At 54.5% G+C, this 14,813-nt stretch carries 13 protein-coding genes; 6 read left to right on the top strand and 7 right to left on the bottom strand.

Features of this window, described 5'->3' with window-relative positions:
- Window positions 1-191 precede the first annotated feature (191 nt).
- From ABJF76_RS13980 to ABJF76_RS13965, 4 genes are all read left to right on the top strand, one after another.
- A complete protein-coding gene (locus ABJF76_RS13980) occupies window positions 192-1,967 on the top strand; it encodes a PQQ-dependent methanol/ethanol family dehydrogenase (protein ID WP_413820041.1) in 1,776 nt (591 codons plus the stop codon).
- Window positions 1,968-2,082: 115 nt separating this feature from the next.
- The gene (locus ABJF76_RS13975) at window positions 2,083-2,784 is read left to right on the top strand and encodes a response regulator transcription factor (RefSeq protein WP_413820040.1); all 702 of its coding nucleotides are present in this window, start codon (window positions 2,083-2,085) and stop codon (window positions 2,782-2,784) included.
- A 35-nt stretch (window positions 2,785-2,819) separates the two neighbouring features.
- On the top strand, window positions 2,820-3,998 hold the full coding sequence (locus ABJF76_RS13970) for an FIST N-terminal domain-containing protein (RefSeq protein ID WP_413820039.1): 1,179 nt from the start codon (window positions 2,820-2,822) through the stop codon (window positions 3,996-3,998).
- The gene (locus ABJF76_RS13965; protein ID WP_413820038.1) at window positions 3,999-6,206 is read left to right on the top strand and encodes a PAS-domain containing protein; all 2,208 of its coding nucleotides are present in this window, start codon (window positions 3,999-4,001) and stop codon (window positions 6,204-6,206) included.
- Here ABJF76_RS13965 and pqqE read toward each other — a convergent pair.
- From pqqE to pqqA, 5 genes are read right to left on the bottom strand one after another with little or no spacing between them, the layout of a single operon-like run.
- Window positions 6,203-7,288: a pyrroloquinoline quinone biosynthesis protein PqqE gene (gene pqqE / locus ABJF76_RS13960; protein WP_413820037.1), complete on the bottom strand. Its 1,086-nt coding sequence runs from the start codon at window positions 7,286-7,288 to the stop codon at window positions 6,203-6,205. The genes ABJF76_RS13965 and pqqE overlap by 4 nt on opposite strands.
- On the bottom strand, window positions 7,288-7,563 hold the full coding sequence (pqqD, locus tag ABJF76_RS13955; protein ID WP_413822594.1) for a pyrroloquinoline quinone biosynthesis peptide chaperone PqqD: 276 nt from the start codon (window positions 7,561-7,563) through the stop codon (window positions 7,288-7,290). The genes pqqE and pqqD overlap by 1 nt, the downstream gene beginning before the upstream one ends.
- Window positions 7,560-8,303: a pyrroloquinoline-quinone synthase PqqC gene (pqqC, locus tag ABJF76_RS13950; protein ID WP_413820035.1), complete on the bottom strand. Its 744-nt coding sequence runs from the start codon at window positions 8,301-8,303 to the stop codon at window positions 7,560-7,562. Before pqqC ends, pqqD begins: the two co-directional genes overlap by 4 nt.
- The gene (gene pqqB, locus ABJF76_RS13945) at window positions 8,300-9,196 is read right to left on the bottom strand and encodes a pyrroloquinoline quinone biosynthesis protein PqqB (RefSeq protein WP_413820034.1); all 897 of its coding nucleotides are present in this window, start codon (window positions 9,194-9,196) and stop codon (window positions 8,300-8,302) included. The genes pqqC and pqqB overlap by 4 nt, the downstream gene beginning before the upstream one ends.
- 24 nt (window positions 9,197-9,220) lie before the next feature.
- Entirely contained in the window at window positions 9,221-9,325 is a 105-nt protein-coding gene (gene pqqA, locus ABJF76_RS13940) for a pyrroloquinoline quinone precursor peptide PqqA (RefSeq protein ID WP_413820033.1), read from the bottom strand.
- Between the two features lie 837 nt (window positions 9,326-10,162).
- Here pqqA and ABJF76_RS13935 point away from each other — a divergent pair.
- Window positions 10,163-10,921: a hypothetical protein gene (locus ABJF76_RS13935; protein WP_413820032.1), complete on the top strand. Its 759-nt coding sequence runs from the start codon at window positions 10,163-10,165 to the stop codon at window positions 10,919-10,921.
- Between the two features lie 7 nt (window positions 10,922-10,928).
- On the opposite strand, the gene ABJF76_RS13930 is transcribed toward ABJF76_RS13935, so the two are convergent.
- Window positions 10,929-12,527, bottom strand: coding sequence for a GMC family oxidoreductase (locus ABJF76_RS13930; protein WP_413820031.1), 1,599 nt, complete (start codon window positions 12,525-12,527; stop codon window positions 10,929-10,931).
- Between the two features lie 30 nt (window positions 12,528-12,557).
- Between ABJF76_RS13930 and ABJF76_RS13925 the strand changes: the two genes are divergently transcribed.
- Window positions 12,558-13,709, top strand: coding sequence for a mandelate racemase/muconate lactonizing enzyme family protein (locus ABJF76_RS13925; RefSeq protein ID WP_413820030.1), 1,152 nt, complete (start codon window positions 12,558-12,560; stop codon window positions 13,707-13,709).
- Here ABJF76_RS13925 and ABJF76_RS13920 read toward each other — a convergent pair.
- Window positions 13,706-14,812, bottom strand: a complete 1,107-nt coding sequence (locus ABJF76_RS13920; protein ID WP_413820029.1) for a nucleoside hydrolase — start codon at window positions 14,810-14,812, stop codon at window positions 13,706-13,708. The two genes, ABJF76_RS13925 and ABJF76_RS13920, sit on opposite strands and share 4 nt — an antisense overlap.
- Between the last annotated feature and the right edge of the window lies 1 nt (window position 14,813).

Here is a 14,813-nt window from a genome sequence, read left to right as displayed (position 1 = left end):
CAGTTCAAATTTTCATTGCGACCAAGGTCCAATCGAGATCAATCGCCGCCGATGCGGCGCTTACGACCAATGTTCAATATCTAGATGCAACATTTGAGCGAATACTAACTCCAAGGTCGACCTGCGCCTAAGCGCAATTTCTGGCCTAATGAAATACGCCCACCAAAGGGCAATGGGAGGAGACCGAAACAATGAACAGATTTATCATGGCTGCAGCTGCAGGAATTCTGGCAGCAACAACAATGAGCAGTGTGCAGGCTGCCGGTGTTACGGAAGAAATGCTTGCAAATGACACCGCCTCAACAGGCGATGTGCTTACAAATGGCATGGGCCGCCATCTTCAACGCCACTCTCCGCTCGACATATTGAACAAGGAAAATGTCAAAAATTTGCAACCAGCGTGGGCCTTTAGCCTTGGTGGCGAAAAGCAACGCGGCCAGGAAACCCAGCCGATTGTGCATGATGGCGTCATGTTCATTACTGGGTCTTACAGCCGCATGTATGCGATCGATGTTATGACGGGCAAAGAGCTGTGGCAGTATGATGCCCGCCTGCCCGAAGGTATTTTGCCTTGTTGTGACGTGGTAAACCGAGGCGCCGCGATCTATGGCGACAACATCTATTTTGGTACACTGGATGCCCGTATCGTTGCCTTGAACCAAAAGACGGGTGACGTCGTTTGGAACAAGAAGATCGAAGACTATAAAGCGGGCTATTCTTACACAGCGGCGCCGCTGATCGTTGATGGTTTGATCATCACAGGAAACTCCGGCGGCGAATTTGGTATTGTCGGCGAAGTGCAAGCGCGTTCAGCTGAATCCGGTGATCTGGTTTGGACCCGCCCTGTGATCGAAGGGCACATGGGGACGCTAAATGGTGAAGAATCCACCATGACTGGCACGCTAAACGCCACGTGGCCCGGCGATATGTGGAAAACTGGCGGCGGCGCAACATGGCTGGGCGGTTCTTACGACGCTGATACTGACACGCTGATTTTTGGGACAGGAAACCCTGCCCCATGGAACAGCCACCTGCGCGATGCAGGAACGCCGACCGAAGGCAACACCGGTGACAATCTTTATGCGGCTTCACGCATTGGTATTGATCCAGCCACGGGCGAGATCAAATGGCACTTCCAGACGACACCGCGCGAAGGCTGGGATTATGACGGCGTAAACGAAGTCGTCGCCTACACGGATCGCTCCGGCAACAAGCGTTTTGCGACTGCGGACCGTAACGGTTACTTCTATGTATTGAACCGCGAAGATGGTGCTTTTGTGTCAGCCGTACCGTTTGTCAAAGACATCAGCTGGGCTGAGGGTATCGATGATACAGGACGTCCGATCTTTGTCGAAGGCAACCGCCCGGGTGATCCCGCCGCAGCTGCGGACGGTAAGAAAGGCGAAGTGGTCTTTGCATCACCTTCCTTCCTTGGTGGTAAGAACTGGATGCCAATGGCGCATTCGCCCAAAACAGGCCTGTTCTATGTGCCCTCAAACGAATGGGGCATGGATATCTGGAATGAGCCGATTTCCTACAAAAAGGGCGCGGCTTACTTGGGTTCCGGTTTCACAATCAAACCGAACTATGACGACCACATCGGCAGCCTGAAAGCCATTGATCCTGACAGCGGTGAGCTTAAGTGGGAATTCAAAAATGAGGCGCCACTTTGGGGTGGTGTGATGACCACTGCGGGCGGCCTTGTATTTACAGGTACGCCAGAAGGTGAATTTATCGCTTTTGACGATGAGACCGGTGAACAGCTTTGGTCGTTCCAGACGGGCTCTGGCGTGATTGGCCAGCCCATCACCTGGGAACAGGACGGTGAACAGTACCTGACTGTGATTTCTGGTTGGGGTGGCGCTGTTCCACTTTGGGGTGGTGAAGTCGCCAAAAAAGTGAACTACCTCAACCAAGGTGGATTGCTTTGGACATTCCGTCTTCCTGAACAATTGGCTTCAAAATAAGCACATTTGACGGAGGTCAACTGATTGCGCATCTCCTTCGGGAGGTGCGCTTTTTTTGCGAACCCCTACCTTCTGACAGGTGACTCAAAGGACAAAGTCGAGGTAGCGTAGAGCCATGACACCCAAACAGTTCAACAATACCGGCCCAATTTCGACTCCTCCAAACCAAGGATGGGCGTTGGTTGTTGATGACCATCCACTCTTTTGTGACGCGCTGGAACTTACACTCAAATCGGTTGCAAAATATCACAAAGTGAGAACTGCCAATTCCCTTGAGAGTGCGCAGATTGTTTTACAAGAGAATGATCCGCCGGGGCTGGTGATCCTTGACCTGAACCTGCCCGATGTGGACGGGTTGGATGGGCTGATAAGTCTCAAAAGGCAGGCAGAAAAAACCCCGATTGTGATTGTCTCGTCCATGACAGATAATTCTATCATCAGCGCCGCCATTGTGGCCGGCGCTGCAGGCTTTGTACCCAAACACAGCCCGCGCGGTGTGTTCAAAGATGCCATCGCACATATCGAACGCGGTGAGGTCTATAAACCCAGCGGATATGTTGAGGGCAGTTCCCCAAGTGGGCAGGATGAGACTGTCTCTCGACTTTCCTCGCTGACCAACCAGCAAGCGCGCATTCTGGAATTAATCTGCGAAGGCAAGCTGAACAAACAAATCGCCTTTGATCTGACAATCGCCGAAACCACTGTAAAAGCGCACGTTACCGCGATCATGCGCAAGCTTGGTGTACAAAGCCGCACGCAGGCCGTGTTGGTCGCCCAGAACGCGCGTTTCTCAAGCGTCTTGCCAAGCGCTAGCTAACGGCAATATTCTTTCTGGTAGGGAGGACTACAAACATGTCGGCTGACGTGAATAGTGGCTTGTCGCAAACCAAGGCTAACGCGCGCCCTATTGTGATGACGGGAGAGGTGTCGGCCACGAACACCTCGCCTATCGCGCAGATCAAACAAGATTTCGGCACTCAGGATCTCAGCCTACTGACGCTATTCATCTCTCCTATCGCGGACTTTGAAAGCGTGATTGCCGAGGCCCGGCGACATTATCCCGATACGGATGTTGTTGGCTGCACCACAGCAGGTGAAATCAGCGCTTCGGGTTACGACGAAAACAAAATCATCGCCATCGGTTTTCCCGCAACAGGGTTTGCCACGACTTCTCTGTTGATCGAAGACATTCATCAGTTGAACCCGCAGGCGTTGAACGACCGTGTGGCGTTGGAGCGGGTCAGGTTGCTGGAACTGAACAGAGACATGCCCAACGGCTTTGCCTTGCTTGTCGTTGACGGGTTATCGCTGGCCGAAGACGCGCTGACCACCGTCATTTCTCCGGCCTTACGCGATATGCCGCTTTTTGGTGGATCTGCCGGGGATGGGACCAACTTTCAAGAAACGCTGGTGTCGTTGAATGGCCAGGTTGCGGTGAATGCGGCTGTGCTGACTCTTGTGCGCAGCGTCTATCGAACCCATGTGTTCAGCCTTGATCATCTTGTGCCCACCGAACAGCAGATGGTGGTGACCGAAGCTGACCCTGCCCGGCGCATCGTTAAGTCAATCAATGCAGAACTTGCGGCCCCCGAATATGCCCGCATTGTGGGGAAAGACCCGGCGCAATTGGATCGCTTCACTTTTGCTTCGCATCCAGTGGTCGTGCGCATTGGCGGGGCGCATCATGTACGCGCAATTCAGCAGGTCAATGAAGACGGTGAACTCGTCTTCTTTTCGGCCATTGACGAGGGTATGGTTCTAACCACTGCCACTCCGCAGAATATGGTCGAGCATCTAAGCCGTAAATTGGCCGAATTGTCCGACCGCGGGCCACCCGCTCACATCATCGGCTGTGACTGCATCCTGCGCCGGATTGAGGCCGAACAAACCCAGATGACACGGGATTTGTCAGAAATCCTTTCAACCCACAACGTGACCGGGTTTTCGACCTACGGTGAACAGATTGGCCCTTTGCATGTGAACCACACGATGAGCGGCGTCGCGATCTACGATTCAGATGAGCCGCACTAAATGTCCCTGATAAACCCTAACGACACAATAGAGCGGCAAAACGAAAAATTGCAGCAAATCGCCCAGTCGCTCATGCGACGGGTGGAACAAAAAAGCGAACAGTCCGGGTTTGCCTATCAGCAATTTGAACGCGCCGCGTTGTTGGAAACTGAGGTTCGCGAACGCACCGATGATCTGGAGCATGCACTTGACCTTTTGCAGGAATCCAACACCCGGCTTGAGATTGCGAACAAAGAAACTGAAACAGCGCAATCCAACCTGACCGAAGCGATTGAAACCATCAACGAAGGCTTTGCCCTATTTGATGTGGATGACGGCCTAGTATTGTCCAACAGTCGGTTTTGCCGCGATTTATCGGATGTCTCTGAACAGCTGATCACAGGCCTCAGTTTTGAGGATTATGTTGCGTTGATTTCAGGCAGTCGCTTTCTGGCATTACCAGAAGATCAAACCCCAAAAGATTGGATTACGCACCGCTTGAATCATCACGGAGATGAACACGTGGTCTTTAACGTGCGTCTGAAATGGGATCGCTGGTTGCAGGTCAGCGAGCACCGTACCTCGCAAGGCGGTACAGTGATCTTGCAGACGGACGTTACCAACATCATTCGACGCGCGCGTCAGGAACGCGCCAAGATGCGCGACCAACAAGCGGAAATGCTGCAAGCGACACTTGACCACTTGAATCAAGGTGTCTGCATCTTTGATAGTGCACAGACGCTGGTCGGGTGGAACACGCGCATGGATGGTCTCTTTACGTCGACCCCTCAAGATTCCGCCGCTGGGATTAGCTTTGATACCCTGTTGCAAAGGTTGAGTGATGAGCTGACGTTTGACACTCATATGGACGCCACAAGGTTGCGAAAATGGGCGTATAGCCCCACCAAGCGTGACCCAATCATGTTTGAAGTTTTGCGCGACGAAAGTGAGGTTTTTTCGGTTTTTGCCCAGGAAATGCCGGATAAGGGATTTGTGATCAGCTTTTCAGATGTCACAGCCGAACGCGCCTCTGCCAGAACTTTGTTTGAATTGAATGAACTGCTGGAACAACGGGTTGAAGACCGCACCCGCGAGCTTGGCCTTGCCTTGGCCGAAGCAGAACGGGCCAATGCATCAAAATCTCGTTTTGTGGCAGCGGCCAGCCATGATCTGCTGCAACCCCTTTCGGCGGCCAAGCTGTTCATATCCTCCTTGCCTGAGCAACCCGACCCGACCAGCGCCAAAGACGTGATGGACAAGGCGGAAACCGCACTCAGCAGCGTAGAGCACTTTATCGCCTCCTTGCTGGACATCTCGAAATTGGACGCGGGGAAGGCTGTTTTTGAAATTCAGCCGCTGAAACTCTCGCAGATTTTCGTGCCCCTTCACAATGAACTCATGCCATTGGCCAAGCAAAAGGGGATCGACCTGCGGATTGTCGAAACCGGGTTAATGGTGGAAAGTGACCCCGGATATCTGCGTCGCATCGTTCAAAATCTGCTGACTAACGCCATCCGCTATACCGATTATGGCCGGGTTCTCGTGGGGGTGCGCCGCACAGGAAACTCCGCGCGCATTGAGGTCTGGGATACTGGACGCGGCATTGCCCACAGTGACCAGCAAACCATTTTTCGCGAATTTGAACGTCTTTCTCCGAATACGGCGGACACGGGGCTGGGGTTGGGGCTTTCGATTGTGGAACAGGCCTGCAAAGGGCTTGATCACCCGCTTAGTCTTTGGTCAGAACCAAAGTTGGGCAGTTGCTTTTCCCTTAACGTACCGATTTTTCAGAACAATGGGCAGATGGGTCATGATCAACTCCCATCGGCCGACGACCATGACGCAAAATTGCCTGATCGCCTCTTGATGCTGGTTGAAGACAACCCGCAACTGGCAGAAGCGACTGTTGCAATGATCGAAGGGTTCGGCACAACTGTAATTCACGCAAGCAGCGCCCAAGAGGCGCTGGAAATCTTGCAAGACATCCAACTGGTCCCCGATGCGTTGTTGATTGATTACCAACTTGGCGTTGGCCAAAATGGCACTGAGCTTTACCAAGAAATTACAGACCGTTACGGCAAGGTTCCCACGGCCATTATCTCAGCTGAACGCACCAAAACGTTGCGCGACACCTGCAAGACGCTAAGTTTGGAACTGGCCCCTAAGCCAATTGAAAAGAACCGCCTAAAAGATCTCCTTGGTCACCTCTTTGCAGCAGAGACCGATTAAGGGCTTTTGCGATAGATCAGCTCGGCGGTTGCATCCATCGAATACCCCTGTGCCAACTCCGTCATCTTTTGATGAAACGGTGACTTGATGCACACAGGATCGGTGGCTGACGCATCTCCGGCAATGGCCATCGCCTGACATCTGCAGCCGCCAAAATCAAGTTTTCGGCGGTCGCAAGATCTGCACGGTTCCTGCATCCAATCCTCACCACGATATGCATTGAATGCAGTCCCTTGGTACCAGATATCCGATAGGGATTTGTCCTTCACGTTGTCAAAGCTCAGCGATGGAATGGTCTGTGCCGCGTGGCACGGCAACACAGTGCCATCAGGTGTAACGTTAAGACCCGTAGTGCCCCAACCGCCCATACAGCGCTTGGGATAATCACTGTGATAATCGGCAGGCACGTAGTCGATGACCATAACGCCCTTAAGTCGCTTGCGCGCGTCTGCGACGATCTGGTTGGCCTCTTCCGCCTGTTCCCGCGTGGGCATCAAACCATTTCGGTTTAACATCGCCCAGCCGTGGAATTGCACGACAGCGACTTCCATCCGCCGTGCTTTCATCGCGACGGCCATCTCAATCGCTTGCGGTAACTGGTGCAGGTTCTGACGGTGCAGGACGGCATTTAAAGTCAGCGGAAACCCAGCCTCAACGATCCAATCCGCAGCCTGCATCTTGCGTTCAAAACCACCTTTGTAACCGCCAATCCGATCTGCCATTTCAGCATCCGTGCCTTGCAGAGAAAGCTGGATATGATCCAATCCTGCCGCGTCTAATTCTGCGAGGCGGCGCTGTGTCAATCCAATGGCTGAGGTGATGAGGTTGGTATAAAGCCCCGCGCCCCGTGCAGCTTTAACCAGCTCTACCAAATCTCGACGCGATGCAGGTTCTCCGCCCGATAGATGCAGTTGCAAAACACCCAGCTTTGCGGCCTGTTCAAACACATCCGCCCACTCAGCAGTGGACAATTCGCTTTCCTTTTTCGCCATTTCCACAGGGTTGGAACAATAAGGACACGACAGCGGACAACGATATGTCAGTTCTGCGAGCATAGCGATGGGGGCTGGGGGCTGGGACATTAAATGAACTCCAGAAAACGGCGATCCGCTAAGCCAGTAAGAAAATCTGTCACATCACCTTCAATCTGTTCGGCGGGGGCCTTGTACTTTGCGGCGAGCACGCTGACCAGTTTGCCAAGACTGCATTCACCGTCAACTTCATTCAGGATCGCCAAACCGATGGGGTCAAGATCAATTGTGCGTTCATGAGCAAGCAACACCCACCCTCCTCGCACCTTGTCTTCGTGCAACCGCACCCCGCGAAGGATCACCGGGATGGCGTCTTGGGCAATCATTGCGTAGCGACCTGAAAGGTGCCGGGTCGCCAGCCCCCCGGCGGTATGCGCCCCGGCGTGACATAGGCGGCATGCAACGCGTCAAGCTGCGCCCACAAGACATCCGTTTTGAAAATCAACGCAGCGGCCGCAGCATCCTGTTTCTCAGCTGTATCGGCATGTTCCAGCACCCACGCCAGCCCAAAGGCCACGTCCTTGGGCGCTTCTTGCAACCGATTTCGGAAATAGGACAGGCTGCGATCATCCGCAAAATCGTAATTCGCCAAAAGACCCTCAATCCGGGCCGCATGGATTTTGGGCGCGAACAATTCCGTAAGGGACGCCGCAACCGCCTCAAGCAACGTCTTGTCCCGCACAAAGCGGACGTATGCATCGACCGCAAACCGTGTGGCGGGCAGCACGCCCTGCTTACTGGCCACATAATCACGATCCAATCCGACCGCATCAGCCAAACGCAACCAACGCTCAATCCCGCCTTCGTTTTCTGCCGTTCCATCATGGTCTTCAATCCGCGAGCGCCACGCCCGGCGCAGGGCAGGATCTTCGACACGGCTCATGAATGCGGCGTCTTTGATCGGAATGCTGGCCTGATAATAAAACCTATTGATGACCCAAGCCAGCACCTGTTCCGGGGTGCAACCACCTGAATGTAACAGGTCGTGAAAGGGATGTTTGTCGTGATACCTCTCAGCCCCGATTTGGCGCAGGCGCGCTTCGAATTCAGCCGCTGACGCCGTCATATCTCAAATTCCATCCCGTCTTGCGCCACAATCCACCCGGCCTGTTCCGCTTGGTTCTTTTCGGACGAACCGGGCCGCAGAACGGGGTTGGTGTTGTTCATGTGCACAAAGATCTTTTGATCAACGTTGACCCCTTCAAAGGCTGCGATAGACCCTTCAGTTCCAGACATCGACATATGCCCCATGCGCTGACCAGTCTTCTGGCTTAGGCCAGCGCGCACCATTTCATCATCCTGCCAAAGCGTGCCGTCAAACATCACCATATCCGCACCCTCGATCCTTGCCTTAAGGTTCGGAGGCATGGCCGCACACCCTGGAATATAAAAGACACGCTTGCCTGATGCCTCGAGTTGCACGCCAACCGTCTGCTCCCCAATGAGATCGGTTTGCACGGTTTCCCCCTCCAGATAGAGCGGCACCTTGCCCGGCACCGCTATCAGGCGTGCAGTGATACCCGTGGCAAGTTGAAACGGTTCGTCCAGTTTGATTGCAATGCGGGTTACAAAATCCGGGTTCAGCGCGTTGAAGATTGGATTGTCTGCAATCACTTGATGAATTTCAGGTGTCGCAAATAGCGTGAAGGTCTGCTGCTCTCGCAGGGTCAATAGGCCCGCAACATGATCAATGTCCCCATTGGTCAACAGAATGGATTTGAGAGGAGACTTGCGCAAATCTGTCGGGTGCAAGGCCGTTGTCCGCGCCACCTGATCACGAATGTCAGGCGATGCGTTAACAATTGCCCATTGTCCGCCGTCGGCCGAAAAAGCGACAGAAGACTGCGATTGGGCCGGAATTTCACCAGCCCGCGCAAGGTTGCAATTTTCGCAACCACAATTCCACTGCGGCAAACCACCACCGGCTGCCGCACCTAGAATATGAGCGCGGAATGTCATTCAAACGCTCCGCGCCAAGTGGTTTTAGAACAGTACGCCGTCGTCGTTTTCGCGATCGCCGTCTGGACCGTACATGTTGATTTCCATCCCGCATTCGATTTCACGAATGATTGGTTTCGACCATGCCATCTGATTTTCTCCCATAAAGTTCAACTACCTTAATATTGTCAGTGTCGGCCCGTCGAGCGTCATTGTCTATGAGACCAAGGTGCTGGTCGCGCATCGCAAGATGGAGAAACTTGCAACGACGAAAGACCAATTCATAACCGTCAACGTTTCGGTTGCATCCTGACCCGTGTTACGTTTTCTTGTCTTTATATGCGGAACTGTTGCACTAAGTTTCACCGTTACAAACGTGAGGCTAACAGATCGGTTCCACGCCGCCAAACCAAACAACTGATGTATGAAGACGACCCCCCTTCGTACGCCTGGTTGTCGTATTTGGACACGCCGGTTCTTGTTCGTTTTGATGGTTTCCATGCCCTGCAAAGTCGCCTTCGCAGACCTTAATGATCGGAAGCTTTGCCAGTAGCTCACGAAAGATCGCCGAGCGATAACGCCTCAAGACACGCGCCATCTCAACGATAGGGACCTTAGCGGGTCTCCAACGTTCTATTCTACGTTGTTTTGTGATACTCAGCTTCGTGTAAATAGCTCCCATGGCACGGGCTTCTCATTATATAACCCATTGTTTTTTAATAAAATTGATACATAAAAGTAGCACCCACCGACCCGTTTGATGTGTTCAAACGCGTCACCAACATATACCTGTGTTGACGCTCTCCAGCCAACTCAGAGCCTCTAATTGGACATGGCCACTACAACTGAAAGCCGGTTCGGTTGCTTGATCCGTGGCGGGTCTTGGTCAATGATGTCAAAAACCCGACCGGGGTTAGTTTGCGCCTGATTATTACTCTTATGAGCTTGAGCAACGACGCCCCCATCCCCAAAAGGAACACCCGCACCATGGCCATCTTGGACTATTCTGAGCAGCATTGGCGCGACGCGTTGGATATCGAAAAAGGTGCTGAACCAACCGCGCTCATCTTGGAAGGCACGTGGTGGCGACAAACAGCGACACAGTCCCGGCTTGCTCTTCTGGATAGTGTAACCGAGCTTGCGTTTCCAGAAATCTACACAGGCGACTGGAATGGCATTAGGGTCGCATATTGCTGTGCTTATGGTGCTGCGCGTGCGGTTGAACCGGTGCATGTTTTCAGCCAGTTGGGGACGCAGACCTTGATCCAAATCGGCACTTGCGGATCGTTGGATGCGGATGCAACGACCGGAGTTGTCGCCTTGCCTGAGGAATGCGTCGCGCAGGATGGCATTTCACAGTATTATGGAGCTAAACCTCTGGTTTACACTGACCCCGCTTTGGTGACTGCCGCCGAACAGTCTTTGACAAAACGTGGCATCCCGACACAGCGGACCCGGCACTTAACCTGGCCCAGCCTGTTTGCGCAGTCAGACGATATGTGTGCAGATTGGGCACGCGACGGGATTGCAACGATTGACATGGAAACGTCTGCAGTAATTGCAGCGGGCGAAAGGTTTGGGGCACGCACGTTGTCTCTATTGTCTGTATGGGATCAGCTTTTTGAAGGCCGCACGTTTAACGATCCCCTGCCCTCGGATGCGGCTGAAAAATTGCAGCACGCCAATCGAGCGGTTTTTGAGGTCGCGCTTGAGGTCGCGAAAGCCGCTACCAAGTCTGAAAACTGAACCAACGCTATTGCGCTCTGACAATCATGTCCGCCGCTTTTTCGGCAATCATCAACGTGGCTGCGTTGGTATTGGCCGAGGTGATTTTCGGCATGACGGACGCGTCAACAACGCGTAGCCCCCGCACCCCATTCACCCGCAACGCACTATCGACAACGGCACTTGTGTCACTGCCCATGCGGCAGGTTCCGACCAAATGGTACACCGTGCTGGCCATCCGCCGGGCTGCATCCAAAATCTCAGCGTCGCTTTGAACGGCAGCGCCCGGGATTACTTCCTCGGACCAACGGTCCCTGAACCCCGGTTGTCTGTAGATGTCGCGCACGATTTTGAGGCCTTCGGTCATGACAGCGCAATCACGTTCGGCGCTCAGGTAATTCACTCTGATCTCAGGGTCCGCGAGTGGGTCAGTGCCCTTGATCCTCACAGACCCACGGCTTTCTGGATGGCATTGCCAGAATGACATTGTGAAACCCGGGTCACGGTGCAGCGGCGCACCTGGTCTATCCACGCTGAGGGGCATGACAAATAGCTGCAGATCAGGGCGGTCATCGTGCGCGTACTTGGTACACATCGCACCCCCCACCTGCCCTGCCCCAACGGTCAACGGCCCGCGCTGTGCCAACAGCCATTCCAACCCCATACGCGCCAACCCCAACGGGCTACGCACCTGTGCATTCAATGACTCTTTTGGGTTCGTCAGCCTGACAATTGTGCGCAACTGCAGATGATCCTGAAGGTTTTCCCCCACCTCTGGCGCGTCATGCACAACCTCGATCCCCTTGGCGCGCAGCAGGTCCGCAGGACCAATCCCTGCCAATTGCAGGATTTGAGGGGATTGCACGGCACCTGCACTCAGGATGACTTCGACGTCGGCATGCACGTGATGGACTTCGCCTCCTTGCAGATAGCTGACGCCTGTCACCTGATCGCCCTGCCGCAACAGGTCCGTGACATGGGCGTTCAACTCAAGCGTCAAATTGGGACGCGCCAGTGCGGGTTTCAACATGGACCGCCCGGCACTGGAACGCCAATGCCCATCAAGCGTCAGCTGATAGCGCCCAATCCCTGCCGCGTCGTCGGCGTTGAAATCAGGGTTGTGCGCCAGCCCATAGTCCGCTGCCGCTTGCAGCCACGCATTACAGGCCGGGTTGTCATTGCGTAAATCGCGCACACTAATCGGCCCATGAGCGCCGCGATATTGCGAGGGTGGGCCATCATAAGTCTCAAGACTGCGAAAATGTGGCAGGACGTCCTTGTACCCCCAGCCGGTCGCACCCAGATCTTGCCAATCGTCGAAATCCTGCCGTTGCCCTCGAATGAAAATGAGCCCGTTGATCGCCCCGGACCCGCCAAGCACACGCCCACGCGGGCAATCCATTTGGCGGCCCGCGATGCCGGGATCACTCTCGGATTTATAAAGGTGCGCATGGCGCGGATCATAAATCGAGCGGAAATAGCCCACCGGCAGTTTCAACCAAAACCCCGCGTCCTTTGATCCCGCCTCAATCACCAGCACGCGTACATCGGGGTTTTCGCTCAGCCGTGTCGCCAGCAGCGCACCGGCTGAGCCGGACCCCACGATGATATAATCATACCCCTTCATGAGATTGGACAATATCGCTACGGTGACGAAATGACAGTGGAAAAACCCGTAGTGATCAAGCGCGTACAGGCCTTTGCCTTTCGCTGTCCTATCAAGACACCTGTTGTGACGTCCTTTGGCGTGATGCGGGATCGTCCTGCAGTGTTTTTGCGTGTCGAGGATCAGGATGGGTGTTTTGGCTTTGGCGAGGTCTTTGCCAACTGGCCCGCTGCCGGGGCCGAGCATCGGGTGAATTTGCTATACGCGGATCTGTCTGATTTGGTTTTGGGGTTTGTTGCGCAAGCGCCTGCTGATCTGTTTCATCATCTACGTCAAGCCACGCGGTTGCGCGCCTTGCAATGCGGAGAATTTGGCCCGTTTCGTCAAGTGATCGCGGGTCTTGATATCGCAATGTGGGATCTTTTTGCCCGGCGGGCTGGCGCGCCAGTGCGCATGCTTTTGAACAAGGGGGCTGTGGACCGCGTGCCCGCTTATGCCAGCGGAATTCATATCGCTGCAGCCCATCAGATGATCGCGCAAGCGCGGCGCGAAGGGCATATTCATTTCAAGGTGAAGGTTGGGTTTGATCTCGAAAAAGATTCGGCAGCCGTTCTTGATCTGACACAGAGTTTGAGCGGCGAGGAGACCTTGGCCGCAGACGCCAATCAGGCTTGGGATCTGGAAACCGCCCTGCGGTTTGCGCGTAAAGTGCAAGCAGCGCAGTTGGCGTGGTTGGAAGAACCGCTCCCGGCCTATGCTAGCCACGCAGATTGGCAGACATTGGCGGCTGCCGCATCCATGCCACTGGCTGCCGGAGAGAACGTCGCTGGATTAGAGGATTTCAAGGCCGTGGTAGAACAAGGATACCTGAACGTCATCCAACCCGATGTTATCAAATGGGGCGGTTTGAGCGGGTGCTATGACGCAGCCCATTTGGCTCTGAAGGCTGGCGCGCGGTACTGTCCGCACTTCTTGGGCGGTGGTATCGGGCTCGCCGCCTCAGCCGAGCTGTTGGCCGCTGTAGGAGGAGACGGTTTGCTGGAGGCCGACGTTAATCCCAACCCTCTGAGAGAGGCGTTTGAGGTGCGCAAAGGCTTGTACGATGCGAGTTGGAACTGCTCTGACGAGCCCGGCCTCGGCATCGAAACCCTACCCAAAGAACTGGCGCAATACCAAACAGCCCAGATAGATATGCACGTTTAGGGGGCAGTCCCCAACGCGCGATAAAAGTCCTCAAAAATCGCATCCCGCGCCACGTCATAGGCCTCCAGCATCGCATGGCGCGAGGGGTCCTTTTGCCAATAAAGCGCCTCGTCCAGATGCGGCGAGGTGGTCAGATGCGTCGGTACATAGGCCGCGTCCAGCAGCCACGCCACGTTGATGATATCCCAGATCACCCAGGTCTTTGTCTCCGGTTGGGATATCGCGTATTTCTTATGCAGCGGATTGTTGGTGTAGAGATGCCAGAGGTAGTCACCAATTGCCCCGCGCCCCTTCACGAACTGCTCCATTTCGGGCAGCGAAATCGTCAGCTGCGCGCCCACGTGATAGCCCGGTAAATAGACGTGCGGTACGCCACATTCATAGATCAAACGTGACGACAGCCGATCCTGCACAAGGTTCAGCGAAGGCTCGTTACAAAACGGCGAGTAACTCGGGAAACCAGAGGTCCAGACCACCACCAGATTGTCGATGATGTCCGGGGCCATCAGCAAGGCAGAGCCAATATTCGGCAGCGCGCCCATGGCCAGTACATAGACCGGGCCATCCTCTCGGTTGCGGCACTGATCAATGATGAATTGCGCGGCTTCGGATTCTACCGGCTTGTCATAGCTCGGCAAATGCGCGGGCGAGCCGCGAAATACTTTGCCCTCATGCGGCACGCCGCAGGCCTCAAACACCCGCAAAATTTCCTCGTAGGACCGTTCTTCTCCGACGTCCGGCGTTACAAATTCAATATCATCCGCGGTGCGCCCATCCGCTAATAGCCGCTTGGCCCATCCTGCAAATGGACCAACAAACTTGCTGTCATGGTCACTGCCACCACCCTTTTGCAGCGCTGCAACCGCGTCATAAAGCCCGTCGCGATGGTGCAGGAACGAAAACGGCGCGGCGGTCACGCCCTCCAGCTTCATCCGGTCTTGCGACAGCAGCGCCCAAGCAACCGCATATTGATCATCAATCTCATTGGCCGTGTCGGTATCAATGATCACGCGCGGCATAGGGCCGGGACGCGCCAACCGCTTAGCCATCAGATCAGGATCAAGGGGCGTGAACCTCTTAACAGCCTCGTTCAGCGTGGTCATA

The organism is Tateyamaria sp., from assembly GCF_039940735.1.
In the GTDB taxonomy this organism is placed as follows: Bacteria; Pseudomonadota; Alphaproteobacteria; order Rhodobacterales; family Rhodobacteraceae; genus Tateyamaria.
Note: the sequence above shows the minus strand (reverse complement) of the source record. Positions and strands in the feature narration are given on the sequence as shown.

Bases quoted from the DNA above. Each gene is read 5' to 3' on its own strand.
- ABJF76_RS13935 (WP_413820032.1), top strand. From the start codon at position 10,163: ATGGCCATCTTGGACTATTCTGAGCAGCATTGGCGCGACGCGTTGGAT.
- pqqC (WP_413820035.1), bottom strand. From the start codon at position 8,303: ATGACGGCGTCAGCGGCTGAATTCGAAGCGCGCCTGCGCCAAATCGGG.
- pqqE (WP_413820037.1), bottom strand. From the start codon at position 7,288: ATGTCCCAGCCCCCAGCCCCCATCGCTATGCTCGCAGAACTGACATAT.
- ABJF76_RS13965 (WP_413820038.1), top strand. From the start codon at position 3,999: ATGTCCCTGATAAACCCTAACGACACAATAGAGCGGCAAAACGAAAAA.
- pqqD (WP_413822594.1), bottom strand. From the start codon at position 7,563: ATGATTGCCCAAGACGCCATCCCGGTGATCCTTCGCGGGGTGCGGTTG.
- ABJF76_RS13975 (WP_413820040.1), top strand. From the start codon at position 2,083: ATGACACCCAAACAGTTCAACAATACCGGCCCAATTTCGACTCCTCCA.
- ABJF76_RS13925 (WP_413820030.1), top strand. From the start codon at position 12,558: ATGACAGTGGAAAAACCCGTAGTGATCAAGCGCGTACAGGCCTTTGCC.
- ABJF76_RS13980 (WP_413820041.1), top strand. From the start codon at position 192: ATGAACAGATTTATCATGGCTGCAGCTGCAGGAATTCTGGCAGCAACA.
- pqqB (WP_413820034.1), bottom strand. From the start codon at position 9,196: ATGACATTCCGCGCTCATATTCTAGGTGCGGCAGCCGGTGGTGGTTTG.
- ABJF76_RS13930 (WP_413820031.1), bottom strand. From the start codon at position 12,527: ATGAAGGGGTATGATTATATCATCGTGGGGTCCGGCTCAGCCGGTGCG.
- pqqA (WP_413820033.1), bottom strand. From the start codon at position 9,325: ATGGCATGGTCGAAACCAATCATTCGTGAAATCGAATGCGGGATGGAA.
- ABJF76_RS13920 (WP_413820029.1), bottom strand. From the start codon at position 14,812: ATGACCACGCTGAACGAGGCTGTTAAGAGGTTCACGCCCCTTGATCCT.
- ABJF76_RS13970 (WP_413820039.1), top strand. From the start codon at position 2,820: ATGTCGGCTGACGTGAATAGTGGCTTGTCGCAAACCAAGGCTAACGCG.